This window comes from Williamsia sp. 1135 (assembly GCF_002095395.1).
GTDB lineage: Bacteria > Actinomycetota > Actinomycetes > Mycobacteriales > Mycobacteriaceae > Williamsia.
Map to the genome: position 1 here is coordinate 17232 of NZ_MJEI01000090.1, position 21464 is coordinate 38695.

Below are 21464 nucleotides of genomic sequence, written 5' to 3' on the forward strand. Positions count from 1 at the left end.
CGGCGATCTGAGGGCTGCGGACGGTGCCGATTTGTAATTGCAGTTATCTGTTTTGCTCATAAATGACGGCTGCGGGCGCGGATCGCTGTAACACCAAATCAGGGTGTGGCAGCGGATTACGGGGTGGGTGCGAAGATCCCGACGACCGCGGCGGTGAGCCGGAAGGGATCGATCGGCCGCGGCACCACGGCTTCGGCCTGCGACCACCTCGCCAACCAGCGGTCTTCTGGGCGACCGGTCAGGACCAGGACGGGTGGGCACCGGTCGATCTCGTCCTTGAGCTGTTTGGCGATGCCCAGACCCCCGGCGGGCGCTGCCTCGCCGTCGAGGATCACCAGATCGATCGCCCCCGCATCCATCTCGCGGAGTACGCCGGGTGCCGTGGCGACCTCGACGTAGACGAAGGGAGCCAGACCTGACGGCGGATGGTCCCCGAGCGCGGCGATGACCTGCCGACGAACACTCGCGTCATCGCTGTAGACGAGGACGCGCGTGGCATCGAGGCGATTGGTGGCGCGTACCGGGGCGTCGGTCACCTCGCCGATGCTACTCGTCCGGCAGTGGGCGGCACGTCGCGTTCAGGATTTGACCAGTGATGAATCGTCCGGACTCGTCGGGCCGTCCGGGAGTTCCGCATCCTCCTCGGGGCCTGCGGGTTTGGCCTTGTTCGCGGGCCACCAGAACGCACTGCGTTGCAGCACCGACAATCCGGGTACCAGCATCGGCGCCATCACCAGCGACGCCAGCAGGACCCCGATCGCCACACCGGCACCGAGTTCCCGGAGGTTGTCCAGACCGGTGAGCACGAGGGAGGCGAAGGTCAACGCGAGAATCGTGCCGGACGCGGCAACGGTGGGGCCGTCGTTGGCGATGGCGATCTCCGCGGCCTTCTGCGGCGAGTGCCCGTTCTGGAATTCTTCGCGTAATCGTTCGGCGAGCAAGATGTTGTAGTCCGTCCCGATCGCGATGACGAAGAGGTAGAGCACGATCGGCGTCGAGAAGTCGATCCCTACGAGGCCGCCGCCATGCAGGAAGACGATCACCAATGCCCCGAGCGTTGCCGCAAACGTGAGACCGACACAGACGAGCAGATTGAGCGGCGCGAGCAGCGACATCAACAGCAGTCCCAGGATCAACCCGACGATCACGAACGCCACCGGGAAGACGAGTCGGGTGTCAGAGCCGAGTTGGGATCGAACGTCGACCAGTGTCGATGTCTGTCCGCCGACCTCGACCTCTGCGTCGGGGATCGAACTGTGTGCGGTGTCGCGAACGGGCCCCTCGACGGTGTCGAGGGCATCGGTGGTGTACGGCCCCTCGGTGAGGATCACGTTCACCAGCGCAGCGGTACCGTCGGTGCTGAGTTTGGGCGGTTGCACCGACGCGACACCGGGAACTTTACTCAGATTTGTTGTGAGTGTTGTCAATTCATCAGCAGGCACGGGTCCAGGCGTCTTCACATAGACCTGGGTCGGGCTGAGTGCACCGGGTGGCAGAGAATCGGAGAGCGTGTTGAAGGCCTGCTGCGACGGGGTGTCGGAAGGCATCTCCTCGAGTGTGTCGTAGGTGGCCTTGTAGCCGGAACTGAACACCGCCAACACGATGAGGCCACCGATGATGGTGGTCACCACGACCGCGGGGCGCCTCCCGACGAACCGGCCGATGGGACCGAACGGCGAGCGTTTCGGCTCATTGCCCGGACCGAGCGGCCAGAAGAGATGCTTACCGAGGACGGTGAAGATGGCCGGGATCAGGGTCAGGGCGGTGATCAGCATGAGAGCAACCGCGATGATCAGTCCGGGCGCAAGGGAACTCAGCGAGCCGAGCTTCGCCAGGAACAGCGCGGAGAAGGCGCCGATCACCGTCAGTGCGGAGGAGGCGACGACCCGGCCGACCACCCTGGTCGACAGCGCGATGGCATGGGTCGGATTGTCGCCCTGTCTCAGCTCTTCTCGATATCGGAACAGCAGGAAGACGATGTAGTCGGTGCCCACGCCGAACAACACGACCACGAGGATGGCGTCCAGAGAGGTACTCACCTCGAAGTCGAAAAGACCTGCGGCCATGGCGGTCACACCTTGAACCGCGGTGAACACGAGTCCGATGATGACGATGGGCAAGATCGCGATGATCGGGCTACGGAACACCAGTCCCAGCGTCAGCAAGATGACGATGACGGTGGCGATCGTGATGACGTTCTCGGCGTTGTCATACGCGGTGTTGCTGTCGACGAGGATGGCGGCGTTGCCGGTCAGGCCCGCCTGTAGGTCGGTTCCTTCCAGCGCCTTGTCGGCATCGTCACGGACCAGCGGCACGGCATCGTCCACCGCATCGTCTCCGGGTTGTCCGGCGAACGACACCTGCAGAGCGGCGACCTTGCCGTCGGGTGAGAACGACTGCGGGCTGCCGAGGACGCTGACGACGCCTGGGATCTTTTCGTTCTGCAGGGTGGTGGCCAGATTGAGCGCGGCCTGCTGATCGTCGGGTGACATCGGGGCGCCGTCGGTCCGGGAGACCACCAACGATCCCGTTGCTCCGGCGGTCGCGGGGAAGTACTCGTTCCCGATGTTCTGTGCCTTGATCGACTCGAACGACGTCGGCAGGAAGTTCTGTTGGTTGCCGGTCGTGTGGTCCTCGAGGTTGGGCGAGAAGATGACGATTGCGAGTGCCACGACTATCCACCCGGCGATGACACGCCAGGGATGGCCGACCACGACTCGCGCTATGAATGCGAACATTTTCTCGATTCCATTCGAAAGCACCGGCCTGAACTTGCCTTTTGTCGACTCTTGCCGACCTGAGCTGCGCAATTTTAACGCGAAACAATTTCGGACGTGCGATGTCTCGGCATACGAGTGCTTCCACTCGGAGCCGATGCGGTGCCCTTTTCAGGTCGGGATGAGCTGCGTCCGGAGACGGTCTTTGCGTACTTTGCCGCCTGCATTGCGCGGTAGTTCATGCGTCAGCGTGATGTGTCGCGGACACTTGTACGCGGCCAGGCGCGCCCGACACCACTGCTCGACTTCGGCGTCGGCTGGGGGAGTGGCACCTGGACGCGTGACGATCACCGCGTGCGGGACCTCGCCCCACTTCGGATCCGGCAGTCCGACGACTGCGACCTCGGCGACCGCCGGATGCGCGGCGATGGTGTTCTCGACTTCTGCGCAGTAGATGTTCTCGCCCCCGGAGATGATCATGTCCTTGAGGCGGTCGACGAGATAGAGGTAGCCGTCCTCGTCCTCGCGCACCAGGTCGCCCGAGTGGAACCAGCCACCCCGAAACGCTGCGGCGTTCTCTTCGGGTTTGTTCCAATATCCGCTCATCACCGACGGTCCGCGATAGACGATCTCGCCCACCACTCCCTGTGCGACGTCGTTCATCTCGGCGTCGACGACGCGAACCTCCACGTTGAGAAGTGGGGTGCCGATCGATCCGATCTTGCGGGTCGCGTCAGCGCCGCGGAGCACTGTGGTCACCGGACTGCACTCGGTCTGTCCGAAGGACGTACTCAGCTCCGCCCTTGGGAAGGTGTCGATCAGGGTGCGCAACAGTGTCGTCGAAGCGGGGGCGCCGCCCCACGCGATGGCTGTCAGAGCGGACAGATCGCGCTCCGCGATGCCGGGTACGGCGCAGACCGCCTGCCACTGCTGAGGGACAAGAAAACACGACGACACCCGTTCGCTCTCGAACAGTTCCACGATGGCGGCGGGATCGAACGTGCGTGACCCGGCGATCACCAGGGTGCCGCCGAGGTATATCGAATGCAGTACTGCGCTGATACCCCCGATGTGGAACAGCGGGGTCGCGACAAGCCAGACCCGGCATGTGGTCGGGGTACCGGAATGAGCGATGCGGCTTGTCACCTGAACGAAGAGATTGTGGTGGCTGAGCACCGCGCCCTTCGGCCGTCCGGTGGTGCCGGAGGTGTACATGATCAGCGCCGGTGTCCCTTCGTCCACCACGGACTCGACCGCTGCGTCGGACGCACCGGCCAGCGAGTCGGCGTAGTCGTCGAAGGGCAGTCCGGCACTCGTACCCGGACTCCCGACGACGAGGCCGCCGCGGACGCCGTCCACGGCAGGGAGAGCTGCGGCGGCCACCGCGGCGCAGTGGGTGTCGACCATGAGGAACACTGCGCCGCAATCGGCGAGCATGTACTCGATCTCCGCGGCCACACACCGGAAGTTCAGTGGCACCGCGATCGCGCCGATCCGGGTACAGGCCAGTATCGCGACGACGATCACGGGATGGTTGTGCGCCAGTACCGCGACCCGATCGCCGGGCCCGATCCCGCGGTCGCCGAGCACTCGGGCCAGGCGGTTGACCTCATGGTCCAGCTCGCGGTAGGTGGTCCCGGTGCCGTCGTGGCGGATGGCGACCGCGTCCGGCGTCCGGCGCGCGTGCCGGGCCATCTGATCGCTGAGCGTCATGCCGCCGCCCGCGGATGGCGAATCTCGAAGCTGCATCCTCCACTTGTATCGCGGTGCGGTGGTTAGGCTGGGTCGTTGCGCTGAATTGGTGGTACGCCGACCCTGCAGCGGGTCGATCCGCGCCGTACGACCCCCGACCCGAACGGATCGAATGATGTCTGAATCGACCGATGTCGTCCTCGCCCACACCGAGGGGCACGTCACCACCTGGACCCTGAATCTCCCGGATTCCCGGAACCCGATCTCTGGGGATGACGTGGTGGAGCGGCTGGTGGAATTGGTCGAGGCCGCGAACACCGATCCGCAGGCTCGGGTGGTGATCTTGACCGGTGCGGGCAGCGCCTTCTCGGCGGGCGGCAACGTCAAGGACATGGTCGACGGAAACGGGATGTTCGGGGGGAAGCCGCACCAGATCTATCAGGGGTACCGGCGGGGCATCCAGAAGCTGGCCCGTGCGGTGTACTCGTGTGAGCTTCCGTTGATCGCTGCGGTGAACGGGCCCGCGGTCGGCGCGGGGTGCGACCTGACGCTGATGTGCGACATGAGGATCGCTTCCACCAAGGCGTTCTTCGCCGAGAGTTTCGTCAAACTCGGCATCATCCCCGGAGACGGCGGTGCCTGGCTGCTGCCACGCGCCGTGGGCGCTGCTCGCGCCGCGGAGATGGCCTTCACGGGAGATCGGGTCGACGCGGCCACCGCGCTCGAGTGGGGGTTGGTGTCCAGGGTGGTCGAACCCGATGACCTCCTGACCGCCGCGCAGGAATTGGCTGCGAGGGTCGCCGTCAACCCGCCACATGCGTTGCGGGCGACGAAGCGGCTCCTGCGCGAATCCGGTAGGCAGGACTTCGACGGATTCCTCGAGCTGTCCGCTGCGATGCAGGCACTCTCGCACCCCACCGACGATCACCGCGAGGCGCTGGCTGCCTTCGGGGAGCAACGGACCGGAGAGTTCACCGGTGAGTGAGCTGCCGTCGCCGGAACAACTCGATGAGTTACGCGGTGAGGTGCGCGCGTTCCTGAATCGCTGTGTGGCCGAAGGTGTTTTCGTTCCGTCCGTCGATTGCTGGCTGACCGGTTGGGACCCCGACTTCAGCCGGATGTTGGCTGAGCAGGGGTGGCTGGGGATGACCATCCCGGTCGAGCTCGGCGGTCACGGCCGTGGATTCGTGGAGCGATTCGTGGTGACCGAAGAACTTCTTGCCGTGGGCGCCCCGGTGGCGGCGCACTGGATCGCCGATCGTCAGGCGGCGCCGACGCTCGTTCGGTTCGGAACCGATGCCCAAAAGTCCCGTTTCCTGCCGGCCATCACCGAGGGGGAGCTCTTCTGGGCCATCGGGATGAGCGAATCGGAGTCCGGATCGGATCTCGCCAGTGTGCGCACCAAGGCGACCCGGGTCGAGAACGGCTGGCAGATAAGCGGAACCAAGCTCTGGACGTCGGGGGCCCACCTCGCACACGGGTTCTTCGCTCTGGCGAGGACTGAACCCGTCGATCCCAAGAATCGGCATGCCGGTCTCAGTCAGTTCATCGTGATGCTCGATTCACCGGGCGTCGAGATCAGTCCGATCATCACGATGGGCGGGGACCACCATTTCAACGAGGTGCGTCTCGACGGCGTGTTCGTACCGGACGATCTGGTGCTGGGAAAGATCGGCGACGGCTGGCATCAGGTGACGTCGGAGTTGGGGTTCGAGCGCAGCGGACCCGAGCGGTTCATGTCGACGTTCGGGGTGCTGGCGTCGGCGTGCGACGAGATGTCCGCAGGACGCCTGCCGGTGGACGCGTCGGTCGGCCAACTGACCGCCCGGATGTTCGGTCTGCATCAGCTCTCTCGCAATGTGGCCACCACCCTGTCGCGTGGAGAGGACGCCGATGTCGAAGCCGCTGTCGTGAAGATGCTCGGTACCGGAACAGAAGGCGACGTCGTGGATCTGTTCGACCTCATGGTCGACGACAGCGGAACGGCGAGCGTCGACTTCCGGCGCAAGGTTGACGTGGGCGTGACCCAGAGGCCGGGGTTCACCTTGCGCGGCGGTACCACCGAAGTGCTGCGCGGCGTGATCGCACGCGGATTGGGGATGCGCTGATGAGCACGCCCAACCACGAACTCGCTGAGCTGCTCTCGTCGCTCTTCGGGCGCCATGTGGATTCCGACTCGGAGTCGGCCGAGATCGACCGGAACCTGTGGGCGACCTTGTGCGAGACCGGTCTCGACCGGCTGACCGGTGGCCCTGACAGAGAAGGTGGGGACGCCGGATGGGCCGAGTCCGCCCTGCTGCTGTGCGCTGTGGGGGCGAACGCCGCCAGGGTGCCGGTCGCCGAGAACGACTTGCTGGCTGGTTGGCTCCTCGACACGGCAGGTATTGCCGCCCACGACAGCGACATCCGTGTTGCCGCACTACTGGACTCCGACGGCCGGGCCGGCGCCGTGCCGTGGGCGAGCCAGACCGACAGGCTGGTTCTGTTGTGGCGCAACGGAGATGATTGGCAGGTCTCGGACCTCGCGCGGTCGGAGGTTGGTGTCGAGTCCGGTCGGAACAGGGCGGGTGAATCACGCGATGCGGTGGTCGTGGACACCCCACGCCTGGACGGAACCCCTGTATCCGCGACGGTGGCAACCGAATATCGCTTGCGCGGTGCCTTGACGAGAAGCCACCTGATGGTCGGCGCGATGAGCCGCATTCAGCAGATCGTCATCGAACATGCCGGAGCCCGCGTGCAATTCGGCCGCCCACTGGCGAAGTTCCAGGCGGTGCAGCACATGGTCGCCGCACTCGCTGCCGAGGCCGCGCTCGCGGCTGCCACCACCGCCGCTGCCGCAGACCTGGCCGGGACACACGGCTTCGGTGATCCGCGAACAGCTCTGGTGGTCGCGGCGTCGAGGTCTGTGACCGGTCACGCCGCCTCGGTGGTGGTACGCAACGCCCACCAGGTCCTCGGTGCCATCGGCTTCACCCGCGAGCACGAGCTGCATCGCTACACCAACAGGTTGCTTTCGTGGCGAGCCGAATACGGATCTGTCAGGTCGTGGGATGACGAGCTCACCCGGGTGGCGGTAGACGCCGGCACGAAAGGGCTCTGGCCTTTGCTGGCGAGTGGCGGCTGAGAACTGAAGTGGCACGTGGTCGCGTGAGCGCAGGGGAGGGCCGCGCGTGATGCAGAGAGGAACGCGGGCGCGAAGCGTCCACGTGACGAACGAAGAACGCGCACCAAGGCCCGCGACGAAGCGAACCATCAAACACAGGCAGCTAGCAGAGCTCCAGGATGGTGGCGTTCGCCATGCCGCCACCCTCGCACATCGACTGCAGCCCGTACTGAATGCCGTTGTTACGCATGCGGTGGATCATCGTTGTCATCAGGCGCGCTCCGGAACCGCCGAGGGGGTGACCGAGCGCCATGGCGCCGCCGTCGGGGTTGAGCCGGCTGTAGTCCGCTCCGGTGCTGCGTTGCCATCCCAGGGACACCGACGCGAATGCCTCGTTGATCTCGAAGGTGCCGATGTCGTCGATCGACATCCCGGCTCGTGAGAGCACCTTGGCGGTGGCGGGGATGGGGCCTTTCAGCATGGTGATGGGATCGGCGCCGACGACGGATACCGAATGCACTCGTGCGATCGGCGTCCAGCCGTACACCGTTGCCAATTCGCTGGTGGTGATCAGCAGTGCCGCCGAGCCGTCGGAGATCTGCGAGGCATTGCCCGCGGAGATGACGCCGTCCTCTTTGAAGGGGGTCTTGAGCCCTGCCAACTTGTCGAGGTTGCCGCCGCGACGAATGCCTTCGTCGGTGCTCACCACCGTGGTGGTGCCGTCCTCCGCGGTCACGGTGATCGGCGCGATCTGGTCCACGAAACGGCCCTCATCTGTGGCGGCGGCGGCTTTTTCGTGGGAATCGAGGGCGTGCTGGTCCAGATCTGTTCGGCTCAAACCGAATTCGTCGGCGATCATCTCGGCGCCGATGCCCTGGTTGAACGCAAAGTTGTCGTATCGCTCGCGAACCATGGGCCCGAACGGCTTTCCGTGTGCACCCTCGGCTTTCGCCGCACCCATCGGCACCCGCGACATCGACTCGACACCGCCTGCGATCGCGACGTCGTAGTGGCCGGCGATGACCCCGGCGACAGCGAGATGCACGGCCTGCTGCGACGACCCGCACTGGCGGTCGACGGTGAAGCCCGGTACCTCTTCGGGCCAGCCGGCCGCGAGTACGGAGTACCGGCCGATGCAGCCGGCTTGTTCACCGACCTGGGACACGCAACCCCAGACGACGTCGTCGACCCGCGCCGGGTCCAGATTGTTGCGGGCGGCCAGCGCCTGGAGAACCTGGGCTGACAGGTCCACCGGATGCAGACCGGACAGTCCGCCTCCTCGCTTGCCGACGGGGCTCCGGACGGCGTCGACGATCACAGCATCGCGCATGTGAATTTCACTCCTGAAAGGTTGTACCGGCGAGATTAATTAGATACCAAGGGATTTTGCGATGATGGTCTTCATGACCTCGCTGGTGCCGCCGTAGATCCTCGAGACGCGCGAATCGGCGTAGAGCCTGGCGATCGGGTACTCGGTGACGTACCCGTAGCCGCCGTGCAGCTGTAGGCACTTGTCGATGACGCGGCCTGCGCCCTCGGTGCAGAACAGCTTCGCTTTGGCGGCATCGGCCACCGACAGGTCGCCGGCGTCGTGCAGTTCCAGCGCGCGATCGGCCATCAGGACGATGGCGTCGACGTCCGTCGCGCATTCGGCCAGTACGAACTTCGTATTCTGGAACGCCGCGAGTGGCTTGCCGAAGATCGTGCGTTCTCTGACGTAGTTGATGCCGTGCTGCAGCGCTGCCTGGGCGGACGCGGATGCCTGCAGGGCGATCGTGAGGCGTTCCTGCGCGAGGTTGTGGGTCAGATAGTTGAAGCCTTCGCCTTCGTCGCCCAGGCGGTCGGTGACCGGTACCCGGACGTTGTCGAAGTTCAGTTCGGCGGTGTCGGAGGCCTTCAACCCGATCTTGTCGATCTTTCGGCCGACAGAGAAGCCTTCGGATTTCGTGTCGACGCACAAGATCGTCAATCCGGACCGGCGGTTTTCTTCCGTGCTGGTGGCGGTGCGGCAGATCACGAGGATGAGATCGGCGAGCGCTCCGCCGGTGATGATGGTCTTGCCGCCGTTCAGGATGTAGTGGTCATCCTCTTCGGACAGCTTGGCCGTCGTGGAGATGTTCGCCAGATCGGAGCCGGTTCCGGGCTAGGTCATCGCGATCGCGGTCATGATGTCGCCCGAGACGAATCCAGGTAGCCAGCGCTGTTTCTGTTCCTCGGTCGCGTACTCGACGAGATACGGGAGGATCAGGTTCGAGTGCACCGAGTACGAACCAAAGGTGACTCCGGCGCGGGCCGCTTCCTCGGTGACGACTGCGGTGAACTTGAACGTCTTCGCGCCGCCGCCGCCGAACTCTTCTGGGGCCTCGATGCCGAGGATGCCGAGCTCGCCGAGTCTGTTGCAGAACTCGCGCGGCGGATGGCCCTGCAGTTCCCAATCGTGGTGCACGGGTGCGACTTCTCGACTGATGAAGTCGCGCAAGCCTTGCGAAAAGCCTCATGTTCCTCGTCGAACACTGTCCGAAGCACTGCCCCTCCATCCACAGATGCCTAGGCCGCAGGCAGTGCGACACAGGTACGAATTCGAACTTAGAGCACCTGTGGATGAAGTGAGGGCAGTATCGGTTTTCTCAGCCGAGAGGAATCTGCACGGTGCCGTTGTTGAAGCAGCCCTTGCCGGTCTGGAAGTCGCCTGCGAAACCGAGGCCGCCCACGCAGGTCGGAGCGGTTTGGCCGTCCACGGTCACTTCGCCACCGGGGCCGGCGATGCCGATCGAGAGACCGGGGTTGACGCCGGTCATGTTAACTGTGGCTCCTTCGCCGATGGCGATGGCAGCGGGGCCGGAGAAGTTGTCGCCCTGCACGCTCGCCTGGCCACCGTCGACGGTGATGGCCAGTGTGAGTCCGGTGGGGCCGGAGCTGACGATGCACTGGTCGGTGGACGTCGCCTGGCCGGGAAGGCCTGGACAGATGGACACCTGCGGCGGCGCTGCCGAGGCTGCGGGTGCGGCGGCGAACGCCAGTGCGGCGGTGCCGGCCGTGGCAGCGAGAACACCCAGGGTTGTACGCGCGATTCGAATCATTTGAACTCTCCTCATCATGTGCGGTGTAGCGGACTTCTGTTATTCGAAGCCGCACCTGATAGGGATGGTTCCTAAACTATAGATTTTCTAAACTACCGCTGACGTTCAACCCGGCCTGCAGAGCGAGTGAGTCGAGCATCTGCTGAGCCACCCACCCGAGCGAACTCACGTCGTGCGGCATTGCGGCCTGCTCGTAGCCGATGAGGATGTAGATCGCCCAGCTGGCGAACCCCTGCGCCTTCTCGAGGTCGCCGAGCAGGTCGAACGCCGATTCGTAGACGATGGCGTAACGGTTCTTGTCCACTTCTTCCTGGATCGGCCGCACCTCGGGGCTCACACTGCTCCAGGTGCGGATCGCTGCCTCGGCGCCGTGCGGGAGTGCCAGGCCCACCTGGATGAGCAGGCTGACCCGCTCGAAGGGGTCGGGGATCGCCCGGGCGGCCTCCATCTGACTCACCGTCCGGGTTTTGAGCCAGTATTGGAGCAGTGCCTCGGTGTAGGCGCCCCAGTTCTTGAAGAAGTGGTAGAAGGACCCGGTGGTGACACCGAGACGGTTACACACCTCTGACAGTTTGAGAGTTCCGTAACCCTCGTTGGCAAGGATGTCGAGCCCGGTCTCGAAGTACGCGTCGCGCGACGCCGGTGTTCCCATGGCTATTCGATCGAGAATCCGAAGGCGTCGCTGCCCTTGGTGCAGCGTGAGAGCACTCCGCGGGTCTGCGACGGGCCACAATCCCAACCGCTCACCTGTTGGGGACTCCCGGTAGCGATCTTCGGGCCGTACTCCTTGGCGATCGGCATCACCACTGCGCAGTCCACAGAACCTCCAGGAAAAATGATGACGTGCAATGCACCGTCGGGGCCGTTCACAGTCTCGCACCGGGTGCCCTCGACATCGGGCAGTTTCTTCGAATCGGGTATCGACGTCGCCGGGGGAAGCGAGGGTCCGGGCACCGCCGGGGCGTTGGAATTCTGGGCGGACGCGGTGCGGCTCGGGCTGGGGTCCGCCGGCGCAGACGACGCAGGGCCCGTCGTATCGGACGGTGTTTCCGACGCGGTCGAATCATCGCCTCCGCAAGCGGTCAGGGCGGCCACCAGACCTCCGACCATCACAGCACTTCCGATGAACCGAGGTAGGCGTGTGCGCATGGTGACAACCGTATCGAACGAAACACCCCTTAGTGACCCTTGGTGACCGTGGCAGTCAAGTGTGACGCCGGTCATCGGCGGGATGACGAGTGACCGATTCGACAAAATTGCACTACCAGCAAAATTTGCAGTGCCCTGCAATTTCCGTACGCTGGCAGTCATGCAGCAGATGGGTCTACGGGAATCGAAGAAGGCAGCCACCCGGCTGGCCTTGGCGACCGCGGTGCTCCGTCACGCGGCGGACCGCGGGCTCGAGTCGGTCTCGGCGGACACGGTTGCGGCGGAGGTCGGCGTCTCGACCCGGACCTTCCACAACTACTTCTCGGGTAAAGAAGACGCACTGATCTACTTCGTGGGCGTGATGCTCGAGCGACTGGCCGAGCTCATCGAATCCCGGCCGGCGACAGAAGTGCTCTGGGACTCGGTCGAGTACGCGCTGACCGAGATCGCCTGCAGCCCCGACGCCGAGCCCGGACAGTTCATGACCCTGATCCGGTTGCTCGTGAGCGAGCCGGCCCTGGCCGACCATCACACGCACGACGGTGTGGTCTCCGAGCAGAAGGCCAGGTTCGAAGGGGTCATCAGTGCTCGCGGACAGCAGACCGAACTGGGTCTGATCGAACGGCTCGTTTTCACCAATGCGGTCGGCACCATGCGCGTCGCGCTGGAGATGTGGACCGAGGGCCTGGTGCCGGCGGAGACAGATCTGCGCACGTTCCTCGGAGAAGCCTTCCGGCTCACCAAAAGTGGCCTGGCCGGACCTGTTCCGGCGACGCCCCACCAAACCTGAGTTCGCACACGCGACCTCGCCGACAAACCTACCTGTACGACCAAGAACGGAAGGACCAGCACGTGGCCACTTATCTCTATCGGATAGGCAGATGGGCTTATCTGAACAAATTCAAGATGATCGCGATCTGGTTGCTGGTGCTCGTCGGGATGGGAGTCGCCGCTGCGACTCTGTCGAAGCCCACGTCCGAGAGCTTTTCGATCCCTGGTATCCCGTCGGAAAAGGCGCAGAACCAGATGATCGAAGCCTTCCCCGAGAAGCCCAAGTTCGACGAGAACGTCAGCGTCAAGTACGTCATCAAGGCTCCCGACGGGTCGAACCTGACCGAGCCGCAGTATCAGTCCGCGATCAACACCATGGTCGAGCAGATGAAGCAGTTCGATGGGGTCAAGGCTCCTGAGGAGTCGATTGCCAATCCGTTCGATACCTTTGGAACGCAGCAGAATCCGGGTCCCGGTCGGGACGCGATCGTGCAGTACCAGGAGCAGACCTTCGGGAAGACGCCGCAGCAGGCAGAGGCTGACGCGCAGGCGAGTTCACCGATCAACTCCGATGCCACGATCGCTCAGCTCGGTGCGGCCTTCGACGTCGAGGCAGCAGCGGACGTTTCCTCCACGGCTCACACCCAGATGGAGGACGTCGCGAACTCGGCGCGGGCCGGTGGTCTGACGGTCGAGATGTCGGGTACTGCGTTGCCGCAGCCGGCAATCGGGTTCACCTCCGAGTTGATCGGTATGGGCGTCGGGGCCATCGTGATGATCCTGACCTTTGCCTCGCTCGTGGCGTGGGGTATGCCGCTCATCACCGCGCTCGTCGGCGTCATCATCGGCATGCTCGGCGTCACCGCGGCGACGTTCTTCTTCGACTTGAGCTCGGAGACCCCGATCCTCGCGACGATGATCGGTCTCGCGGTCGGTATCGACTACGCACTGTTCATCGTCTCGCGGTATCGACATGAGGTGCACACGTCGAAGTCCCGGGCCGAGGCGGCCGGTAAGGCCGTGGGCACAGCGGGTTCGGCAGTTGTCTTCGCCGGCGCCACCGTGTTCATCGCCCTAGCGGCCCTGTTCATCGTGAACATCCCTTTCTTGACCGCCATGGGTCTGGCTGCTGCCGGCACAGTGTTGGTGGCCGTGTTGGTCGCCTTGACCCTGCTGCCCGCGATCCTCGGGATCTTCGGCGACAAGGTGTTCGCCGGACGGCTCAAGTTCCTCAACCCGCCGGACGTCACGCCGCACGACCCGGCCCGTCGCCACAACGGTCAGCGCTGGGTCAACCAGGTCGTCAAGCGTCCCGCGATCTTCGTGATCGGGTCGATCGTGATCCTCGGCCTGCTCGCCATCCCGATCGGTGGGCTCAAGCTCGGCCTGCCGAACGACGGCAACGGAGACCCCAGCACCACCCAGCGGAAGGCCTACGACCTCGTGGCCGAGGGCTTCGGCCCGGGCCAGAACAACCCGTTCGTGGTGGTGGCCGACGGCAGCGGTATCGCCGACGAGGGCCAGCGGATCGAGGCCTTCAACGGCCTGGTGAACCAGATCAAGGGTGTCGACGATGTCGCCACCGCGGTCATCAGCCCGGGTGATCTGAATGAGGCCAAGGACACCGCGATCATCTCGGTGCTCCCGGCCAGTGCGTCCGGCGACGATGCCACCCAGCAGTTGGTCAAGGACCTGCGTGGCCTCGAATCGAGTGTCACCGACAGGACCGGCCTGACCTACGGCGTGACCGGTCAGACCGCCATCGAGATCGACGTCTCGGACCAGTTGTCCTCGGCGCTCATCCCGTACCTGATCGTCGTCGTCGGCCTGGCATTCATCCTGCTGATGATCGTCTTCCGGTCGATCCTGGTCCCGCTCACCGCCGCACTGGGCTTCCTGCTCAGCGTCGGTGCGACCTTCGGCGCCACGGTGGCCATCTTCACCAACGGTGACTTCGGTCTGGTGGGCAACCCGCAACCGCTGGTCAGCTTCCTGCCCATCATCCTGATCGGCATCGTGTTCGGTCTCGCGATGGACTACCAGGTGTTCCTGGTGAGTCGAATGCGTGAGGCGTACGTACACGGAACGCCGGCCAAGGAGGCCGTGGTCAGCGGGTTCAGTCACTCGTCTCGGGTGGTTGCTGCCGCTGCTGCCATCATGATCTCGGTTTTCGCCGCATTCATGCTGCAGGACATGGTGTTCATCAAGGCGATCGGATTCGCCCTTGCCGTGGCGGTCATCTTCGACGCTTTCATCGTCCGGATGACCCTTATCCCGGCGGTGCTCGCGATGCTCGGCGACAAAGCCTGGTGGCTGCCGAAGTGGCTGGACAAGATCCTGCCCAACGTCGACATCGAGGGTGAGAATCTGAACAAGACCCTCGCCGCCGAGCAGGCGGAGTACGACGAGCGCGAGGCATTGAAGGTCTGATCGTCCACCGAGCGTTTTGCCGGGCAGGGCTGCTGACTGGGAAGATGCATCGGTGAGCGATACCGATCAAGGTCCCGACCGTACATTTACGGTCGGGACCTCTTTGTCCGGCACCCTCGGCCGTACCGGGGTGATCAGCACCCCGCACGGGCAGATCAACACCCCCGCGTTCGTGCCGGTCGGAACCAAGGCGACCGTAAAAACGGTTGTGCCCGAGGCCGTCAGCGACCTGGGTGCGCAGGCGGTGCTCGCCAACGCGTATCACCTGTACCTGCAGCCTGGCCCCGACATCATCGACGAGGCCGGCGGTCTCGGGCGATTCATGAACTGGCCTGGCCCCACCTTCACCGACAGCGGCGGATTCCAGGTGATGTCGCTCGGCGCGGGGTTCAAGAAGGTCATCGCCATGGATGTGACCGGCATGCAGAACGACGAGGTGATCGCCGAGGGCAAGGAGCGCCTGGCCAGGGTCGACGACGACGGCGTCACGTTCAAATCGCATCTGGACGGGTCCACCCACCGGTTCACCCCGGAGATCTCGATGCAGATCCAGCATCAGCTCGGCGCCGACATCATCTTCGGGTTCGACGAGCTGACCACGCTGATGAACACCCGTGACTACCAAGAAACCTCGCTCGAGCGCACCCGTTTGTGGGCGATCCGCTGTTTGGCCGAGCACAATCGCCTCACCGCGGCCCGTGCTCACCGGCCGATGCAGTCGCTGTGGGGTGTGATCCAGGGGGCGCAATACGAGGACCTGCGCCGCAAGGCGGCGCGCGACCTCGTGGCGATGAGCGACCTCGACGTCGCCGAGGGTGGCCGGGGGTTCGGTGGCTACGGCATCGGGGGCGCGCTCGAAAAGCAGAACTTGGGGACGATCGTCCGGTGGGTCAACGAGGAACTGCCCGAAGACAAGGCGCGGCATCTGCTGGGGATCAGTGAGCCCGACGACATCTTCACCGCGATCGAGAGCGGCATCGACACCTTCGACTGCGTGTCTCCGTCGCGGGTTGCGCGCAACGGGGCCATCTATTCACTCGATGGCCGCTACAACGTGACCAACAGCCGCTTCCGCCGCGACTTCAGTCCGCTGGACCCCGAGATGGACAACTACACAACGCAGTACACCCGCGCGTACATCCATCACCTGTTCAAAGCCAAAGAAGGCCTGGCAGCAACCCTCTGCACCATTCACAACGAACATTTCATCGTCACGTTGGTGGAGCGGGCGCGCCAGGCCATCATCGATGGCACCTACTACGAGTACCGGGACGAGTTTCTTCGTCGGTACTACGCGGGCACCAAGAAGGTGTGAACTAGCCGGTCCGGACGACGGTGGTTCCGCCGGCGAACTTGTCGTGCCAACCCTGGTTTCTCGGGTCGCTGTTGATGGTGACGGCGATGGCGATGACCAGGCCGAGCCAGATCAGGCCGAAGATGAATCCGAGGAAGATGATCGGCAGCGACGACAGGACACCCAGCAACATCCAGCTGTTGCGCTTGGCCGATTCGTCCGTCGTCGGTACGCCGCCCTGGGCGCCCACGACCTTGAGCTTCAGCAGCTTCTTGCCGACGGTGGTGCCCTGCTTCTGCGTCTCGAAGTACACGAAGTAGAGGAACCCGGCGAACGCCAGCACGATCGAGACGAGCAAGGCCAGGATCCACGGCGCCGTCCAGAACAGCACCAGGTTTATGACGTAGACCGGGATTCCGACCACAAGCGAGTCGATGACGCGCGCTCCGAAGCGAACTCCGAGGCCGGCCGCCTCGCCGACACCGGCGACGGCGCCCGGCTGTCCGTACTGTCCGGCGTTCACCGGCGGCGCGGGTGGCGGGAAGCCTCCCTGCTGCGGTGGCGGCGGGTAACTGCCCTGCGGCGGCGGATAGCTGCCCTGGGAAGGAGGGGGATAGGAACCGGGAGGCGGACCCGCGGGACCGCCCTTGCCCAGATCCGGGCCCTGGGGAGGATTGCCGCCGGGATTGCTGGGGTCGGGGCCTGGGTATTGCGGTCCGCTCATGTCGTTAGGTCCTCTCACGCGAAGCAGGTCTCCGCGGTTCGCCGATGTGTGGTGTGAGTGTAAACCGGACACACCTGCGTTGCCGCCGGATTCAGGCCCGGGAGCGCCTCCACGAAGTGACGTCAGTGATCGCTGACGCATCGTCCTCCTCGGCGTATGCACTGGTGAGAGGGTTGGATATCGCTCCCGGATTTGCCTATTCGACGGCGGCGCGCCCTTATTCGCGTCATGAGCCGAACACCTGATGAAGTTCTCTTGTCTGAATGACGCACCACCGCTGAGGCCGAACGCGATTCACCGACCCCGAATCGACTGGTGTGAAAGTGTCGGGCTCGAAAAGCTTTTCGCGCCTGCCACGCCACACCTGGCCGGTATGGTTGTCGCGTGCTCCGGGGCGCATCTGTGGTCCGGGCCGCCCGCTGCACCGCCGGCGACAACGACACAGGGAGTTTCGATGACCAGCAATTATCCCCCGAATGACGACGAACCAAATCTGAACAAGCCGGATGGCGCGAATCCGCCTCCGCCCCCTCCCGGTGGTTATCCGCCGCAGGAAGGCAATTACCCACCACCGCAGGGCAGCTACCCACCACCGCAGGGCAGCTACCCACCACCGCAGGGCCCGGGCCCCGGGGGATTCCCGCCGCCGGGACAGGGGCCGGGTGGATTCCCGCCGCCCCCACCGCCGTCCTACGGCGATCCGGGTCAGTCAGGTTTCGGGGGACAGCCCGGATACGGCGGTCAGCCTGCCACGGTGAGCATCGGTGACGCACTCGGTTACGGCTGGGCCCGCTTCAAGGGCAACGCCGGCGTCTGGATCGGCATGTGCCTCATCGCCGTCGTGGTATCGGGCGTGATCAATGCGGCATTCAGCTGGGACAGGTACACCAATTCGGATGATCTGACCGTGGCCGCCAGCTTCTCTATCCTCAGCATCATCGGCTCGCTGGTCTCGGTCATCGTGTCGATCATCTTCCAGGCTGCGTTCACGCGCGGTGCGCTCAGCGAAACCGACGGTGTGAAACCCGGTTTCGGTGATTTATTCCGATTCAAGAGCTTGGCCCCGGTCTTCGCCGTGGCCATCCTGGTCGGATTGATCAACGCGGTCGCGTTCATACTCTGCTTCCTGCCGGTTCTGATCACCGGTTACCTGCTCTGGTACTCGCTGACATTCGTGATCGATCGTGATCTGGATCCGATCGCTGCGATCAAGGCGAGCTTCAAGTTGACGACAGACAACGTGGGCCAACTGCTCCCGCTTGCCCTGGTGTGTGTCCTGTTGAACATCGGCGGTGCGATCCTGTGCCTCATCGGTCTGCTCGTCACCATCCCGGTGACCTTGCTCGCCGGTGTCTACGCGTATCGCGTGCTCACCGGTGGGCCGGTGGCTCCCGTCGCCGCTTGATCTTCTCCACCAGTTCAGCCGGTTCGATCCGCCACGGATGCTTCGGCAGCGTCCGCGGATCGAACCGGCTGAGCATCTCTTGTGCGGAGACCTCCTCGCCCGGCGCACCCAGCCCCAGCGATTCGGCGACAAGTGACAGAACCTGGTGCGCGTCCACGCTTTTCGTAGCCAGATCATCGAGTGTCACGGCGCCATCTCGCTTGGCCAGCCGTTTTCCCTCGGTGTTCACAACCAGCGGTACGTGGGCGTAGGTCACGGCCGGAAGTCCCAACAGCTCGGCGAGATAGCTCTGCCGAGGAGCCGAACTCAATAGATCGTCGCCGCGCACCACCTGGTCGACACCTTGGGCGTGGTCGTCGATGACGACGGCGAGGTTGTACGCGGCGATCCCGTCTCCCCGCCGGAGAACGAAGTCGTCGACAACGCCTGTGTGCACACCCTTGATCACGTCTGTGACAGTGAACTCGTCACGCTCGCAGCGGAGTCTGATCGCAGGGGGCCGGCCGGCGTCGATCTTCGCCTGGCGAGCGGAGGTGCTGAGGTCGCGGCAGGTCCCCGGGTATGCGCCTGCTGCGGCGTGCGGCGCCGTCGGTGCCTCCAGGATCTCGCGTCGGGTGCAGAAGCATTCGTAGGTCAGACCGCGCTCGCGGAGGCCGTTGATGACGGCGTCGTAGTGGGGTAGTCGCTGTGACTGCCGCATCACGGGTCGGTCCCAGTCGATCCCGAGCGTCGCGAGATCGTCGAGCTGGCGTTGCTCCGATCCGGGGCGGACCCGATCGAGATCCTCCACCCGCATCATGAAGGCGCGATCGGTGGTACGCGCAAACATCCAGGCCAGCAAGGCCGTCCGCAGGTTTCCGAGATGCAGGTCTCCCGACGGTGACGGCGCGTAGCGTCCGGCGGGGCGTTTTTCCACGGCACCGAGCCTACAAGTGGAAGTATGGAACATCATGGACCTACCAGTGATGCCCCCGGTGACGCCGATGCTGGCAAAGGCTGCCGCCAAGATCCCGGATGAGGCGGGCGCAGCGGTGTGGTCGCACGAACCGAAATGGGACGGGTTCAGGGCAATCATCTTTCGTGACGGCGACGAGGTGGTCATCGGCTCCCGAGGTGGCAAGGACCTGGGCCGGTATTTCCCGGAATTGGTCGAGGCGGCGCGAGATGAGCTGCCCGACAAGGTCGTCGTCGACGGTGAGATCGGGGTGCAGGCGGTCTTCGACGGGGTCCGCCGACTCAGCTGGGACGCCCTCTCGGTTCGGATCCACCCGGCGAAGTCCCGGGTGACCATGCTCGCCGAACAGACGCCGGCGATGTTCATCGGTTTCGACGCACTGGCAGCTCGCGGCAAGGATCTGACGCGGGAGCCGTTCTCCACCCGCCGCGAAGCGCTGCTCGAATCCATCCCGGGCACCGAACGGTGCCGCGTGAGCCGCGTGACCACCGATGCAGACCTGGCCCAGAACTGGTTCTCTGAGTTCGAGGGAGCCGGCCTCGACGGGGTGGTCAGCAAGCGGCTCGACGGACTCTATGTGCCCGGCAAACGGGAGATGATCAAGGTCAAGCACAAACGCAGCGCCGATTGCGTGGTGATCGGCTATCGCGTTCACAAGAGCGGGACCGGACTGGGTTCGATGCTGCTGGGTCTGTACGCCGACGGAGACCTGCGCATGGTCGGTGGTGCGGGTGCGTTCTCCGACGCGAAGCGGATCGAACTGCAAAAGCTGCTCGAACCGATGCGCCTGGACCCCGACAACGTCGCAGAGGGCGAGCCGAGCCGCTGGAAGGAAAAGGGCTCCGCGCAGTGGATTCCGGTCAGACCGGAGCTCGTGGTCGAGGTCGGCTACGACCAGATGGAAGGGCCGCGCTTTCGGCACACCGTCCAGTTCGTGCGGTGGCGTCCCGACCGGGACCCCGAGAGTTGCGGCTATGAGCAGCTGGAAGTGCCGTTGACCTACGATCTGTTCGACGTGCTGGAGGGACAGGACTGATGGCCAGATCACCCGCTGAGGAACTCGACGTCGACGGCACCCCCGTCCGGCTGTCCAACCCCGACAAGATCTACTTCCCGCAACTCGGCGAAAAGGGCGGTCGCAAAAGAGATCTGGTGGAGTATTACCGCGCTGTAGCGCTGCAGGGTGCGTTGTTGACGGCGCTGCGGGATCGGCCGACGTTCCTGCAGCGCTTCCCTGATGGCATCGAGGGCGAGGAGATCTACCAGAAGCGGGTTGCGGCAAAACGTCCCGAGCACGTGCAGTCGACCTCCATCACCTTCCCGTCCGGGCGTAAGGCCGACGCCATCCGCACCACCAGCGCCCAGGACATCGTCTGGGCAGCCAACCTGGGGACGGTGACATTCCATCCATGGCCGACCATCGCACCCGACAACGATCACCCGGACCAGTTGCGCATCGACCTCGATCCCCAGCCGGGGACCGACTTCTCCGATGCCCGCCGCGTCGCGATCGACGTGTTGCGGCCGCTGCTCGACGAACTCGGACTGCACGGCTACCCCAAGACCTCGGGCGGCCGTGGACTGCACGTCTATGTGCCGATCGAACCGAGGTGGGATTTCATCGTGGCCCGGCGTGCGGTGATCGCGTTGGCCCGCGAGCTGGAACGTCGTGACAACTCGGCGATCACGACCTCGTGGTGGAAGGAAGAGCGCGGGGAGCGGATCTTCATCGACTTCAACCAGAACGCCCGCGACCGCACGATTGCCGCCGGCTATTCGGCACGGCGGACCCCAACCGCGACCGTCTCCACCCCGGTGAGCTGGGACGAGCTGGTCGACGTCGACCCGCTGGACTGCACCATCGCCACCGTTCCGGCCCTCCTGGAGCGCCGCGGCGATCCGATGGCCGACATCGATTCGCGCCGCGGCAGTCTCGACTCGTTGATCGAACTGGTCGAGAGGGACGAGGCTGCCGGGCTGGGGGACATGCCGTATCCGCCGAGCTATCCGAAGATGCCGGGGGAGCCCAAGAGGGTTCAACCGTCCCGGGCGCGGCCTGAGGAGCCGGGTGGCGACGACTGACGGTCAGGTCGTAGCGGCGGACCGACACCCAGCGAAAACGCAGCCCAGCTGACACAATC

At 64.6% G+C, this 21464-nt stretch carries 18 protein-coding genes and 1 pseudogene; 9 read left to right on the forward strand and 10 right to left on the reverse strand.

All coding sequences use genetic code 11. The features are described 5' to 3' along the window. Positions 1-116: 116 nt before the first annotated feature. The 3 genes from BFL43_RS12365 to BFL43_RS12375 all read right to left on the reverse strand — a co-directional run bounded on the left by BFL43_RS12365 (position 117) and on the right by BFL43_RS12375 (position 4466). On the reverse strand, positions 117-536 hold the full coding sequence (locus BFL43_RS12365) for a response regulator transcription factor (protein ID WP_084892843.1): 420 nt from the start codon (positions 534-536) through the stop codon (positions 117-119). A gap of 42 nt (positions 537-578) precedes the next feature. Next, positions 579-2738 carry an MMPL family transporter gene (locus BFL43_RS12370; protein ID WP_084892844.1) on the reverse strand — a complete coding sequence of 720 codons (2160 nt, stop codon included), beginning with the start codon at positions 2736-2738 and terminating at the stop codon, positions 579-581. A gap of 150 nt (positions 2739-2888) precedes the next feature. Beyond that, on the reverse strand, positions 2889-4466 hold the full coding sequence (locus BFL43_RS12375) for a long-chain-fatty-acid--CoA ligase (protein ID WP_084892845.1): 1578 nt from the start codon (positions 4464-4466) through the stop codon (positions 2889-2891). A gap of 118 nt (positions 4467-4584) precedes the next feature. Here BFL43_RS12375 and BFL43_RS12380 point away from each other — a divergent pair, with 118 nt between their 5' ends. The 3 genes from BFL43_RS12380 to BFL43_RS12390 are packed head-to-tail and all read left to right on the forward strand — an operon-like array spanning position 4585 to position 7536. Beyond that, positions 4585-5394, forward strand: coding sequence for a crotonase/enoyl-CoA hydratase family protein (locus tag BFL43_RS12380; protein ID WP_084892899.1), 810 nt, complete (start codon positions 4585-4587; stop codon positions 5392-5394). Next, positions 5387-6517 carry an acyl-CoA dehydrogenase family protein gene (locus BFL43_RS12385; RefSeq protein ID WP_240498220.1) on the forward strand — a complete coding sequence of 377 codons (1131 nt, stop codon included), beginning with the start codon at positions 5387-5389 and terminating at the stop codon, positions 6515-6517. The genes BFL43_RS12380 and BFL43_RS12385 overlap by 8 nt, the downstream gene beginning before the upstream one ends. Next, entirely contained in the window at positions 6517-7536 is a 1020-nt protein-coding gene (locus BFL43_RS12390) for an acyl-CoA dehydrogenase family protein (protein ID WP_084892846.1), read from the forward strand. The genes BFL43_RS12385 and BFL43_RS12390 overlap by 1 nt, the downstream gene beginning before the upstream one ends. Positions 7537-7678: 142 nt before the next feature. Here the strand turns inward: BFL43_RS12390 and BFL43_RS12395 are convergent, their stop codons facing one another. From BFL43_RS12395 to BFL43_RS28960, 5 genes and pseudogenes are all read right to left on the reverse strand, one after another. Beyond that, the gene (locus BFL43_RS12395) at positions 7679-8845 is read right to left on the reverse strand and encodes a thiolase family protein (protein WP_084892847.1); all 1167 of its coding nucleotides are present in this window, start codon (positions 8843-8845) and stop codon (positions 7679-7681) included. Positions 8846-8884: 39 nt separating this feature from the next. Continuing rightward, a pseudogene (locus tag BFL43_RS12400) lies at positions 8885-10041 on the reverse strand (acyl-CoA dehydrogenase family protein). 101 nt (positions 10042-10142) lie between these two features. Next, positions 10143-10595: a DUF6764 family protein gene (locus BFL43_RS12405; RefSeq protein ID WP_084892848.1), complete on the reverse strand. Its 453-nt coding sequence runs from the start codon at positions 10593-10595 to the stop codon at positions 10143-10145. Positions 10596-10671: 76 nt separating this feature from the next. Then, positions 10672-11247, reverse strand: a complete 576-nt coding sequence (locus tag BFL43_RS12410; protein WP_084892849.1) for a TetR/AcrR family transcriptional regulator — start codon at positions 11245-11247, stop codon at positions 10672-10674. 2 nt (positions 11248-11249) lie between these two features. Continuing rightward, positions 11250-11744, reverse strand: a complete 495-nt coding sequence (locus tag BFL43_RS28960) for a hypothetical protein (protein ID WP_084892850.1) — start codon at positions 11742-11744, stop codon at positions 11250-11252. A 160-nt stretch (positions 11745-11904) separates the two neighbouring features. Here BFL43_RS28960 and BFL43_RS12420 point away from each other — a divergent pair, with 160 nt between their 5' ends. From BFL43_RS12420 to tgt, 3 genes are all read left to right on the forward strand, one after another. After that, a complete protein-coding gene (locus BFL43_RS12420) occupies positions 11905-12534 on the forward strand; it encodes a TetR/AcrR family transcriptional regulator (protein WP_143695281.1) in 630 nt (209 codons plus the stop codon). Between the two features lie 62 nt (positions 12535-12596). Further along, complete coding sequence (locus BFL43_RS12425; RefSeq protein ID WP_084892852.1) at positions 12597-14945, forward strand: MMPL family transporter; 2349 nt, start codon at positions 12597-12599, stop codon at positions 14943-14945. 52 nt (positions 14946-14997) lie between these two features. Next, complete coding sequence (tgt, locus tag BFL43_RS12430; RefSeq protein ID WP_084892901.1) at positions 14998-16260, forward strand: tRNA guanosine(34) transglycosylase Tgt; 1263 nt, start codon at positions 14998-15000, stop codon at positions 16258-16260. Position 16261: 1 nt separating this feature from the next. Here tgt and BFL43_RS12435 read toward each other — a convergent pair whose 3' ends face one another. Next, positions 16262-16963 (reverse strand): RDD family protein, encoded by a 702-nt coding sequence (locus BFL43_RS12435; protein WP_168176626.1) that lies wholly within the window; start codon positions 16961-16963, stop codon positions 16262-16264. Between the two features lie 454 nt (positions 16964-17417). Between BFL43_RS12435 and BFL43_RS12440 the strand changes: the two genes are divergently transcribed. Next, complete coding sequence (locus tag BFL43_RS12440; protein WP_143695282.1) at positions 17418-18368, forward strand: hypothetical protein; 951 nt, start codon at positions 17418-17420, stop codon at positions 18366-18368. Here the strand turns inward: BFL43_RS12440 and gluQRS are convergent. Then, on the reverse strand, positions 18334-19284 hold the full coding sequence (gluQRS, locus tag BFL43_RS12445; protein WP_240498221.1) for a tRNA glutamyl-Q(34) synthetase GluQRS: 951 nt from the start codon (positions 19282-19284) through the stop codon (positions 18334-18336). The two genes, BFL43_RS12440 and gluQRS, sit on opposite strands and share 35 nt — an antisense overlap. 34 nt (positions 19285-19318) lie before the next feature. On the opposite strand from gluQRS, the gene BFL43_RS12450 reads away from it, so the two are divergent. Next, complete coding sequence (locus BFL43_RS12450) at positions 19319-20359, forward strand: ATP-dependent DNA ligase (protein WP_084892856.1); 1041 nt, start codon at positions 19319-19321, stop codon at positions 20357-20359. Next, a complete protein-coding gene (locus BFL43_RS12455; RefSeq protein ID WP_084892857.1) occupies positions 20359-21405 on the forward strand; it encodes a DNA polymerase domain-containing protein in 1047 nt (348 codons plus the stop codon). Before BFL43_RS12450 ends, BFL43_RS12455 begins: the two co-directional genes overlap by 1 nt. Positions 21406-21464 lie beyond the last annotated feature (59 nt).

Coding starts and splice junctions, on each gene's coding strand:
- BFL43_RS12455 (WP_084892857.1), top strand. CDS start 20,359: ATGGCCAGATCACCCGCTGAGGAACTCGACGTCGACGGCACCCCCGTC.
- BFL43_RS12450 (WP_084892856.1), top strand. CDS start 19,319: ATGGACCTACCAGTGATGCCCCCGGTGACGCCGATGCTGGCAAAGGCT.
- BFL43_RS12435 (WP_168176626.1), bottom strand. CDS start 16,963: ATGAGCGGACCGCAATACCCAGGCCCCGACCCCAGCAATCCCGGCGGC.
- BFL43_RS12395 (WP_084892847.1), bottom strand. CDS start 8,845: ATGCGCGATGCTGTGATCGTCGACGCCGTCCGGAGCCCCGTCGGCAAG.
- BFL43_RS28960 (WP_084892850.1), bottom strand. CDS start 11,744: ATGCGCACACGCCTACCTCGGTTCATCGGAAGTGCTGTGATGGTCGGA.
- BFL43_RS12410 (WP_084892849.1), bottom strand. CDS start 11,247: ATGGGAACACCGGCGTCGCGCGACGCGTACTTCGAGACCGGGCTCGAC.
- BFL43_RS12440 (WP_143695282.1), top strand. CDS start 17,418: ATGACCAGCAATTATCCCCCGAATGACGACGAACCAAATCTGAACAAG.
- BFL43_RS12390 (WP_084892846.1), top strand. CDS start 6,517: ATGAGCACGCCCAACCACGAACTCGCTGAGCTGCTCTCGTCGCTCTTC.
- BFL43_RS12380 (WP_084892899.1), top strand. CDS start 4,585: ATGTCTGAATCGACCGATGTCGTCCTCGCCCACACCGAGGGGCACGTC.
- BFL43_RS12370 (WP_084892844.1), bottom strand. CDS start 2,738: ATGTTCGCATTCATAGCGCGAGTCGTGGTCGGCCATCCCTGGCGTGTC.
- BFL43_RS12405 (WP_084892848.1), bottom strand. CDS start 10,595: ATGATTCGAATCGCGCGTACAACCCTGGGTGTTCTCGCTGCCACGGCC.
- BFL43_RS12420 (WP_143695281.1), top strand. CDS start 11,905: ATGCAGCAGATGGGTCTACGGGAATCGAAGAAGGCAGCCACCCGGCTG.
- BFL43_RS12375 (WP_084892845.1), bottom strand. CDS start 4,466: ATGCAGCTTCGAGATTCGCCATCCGCGGGCGGCGGCATGACGCTCAGC.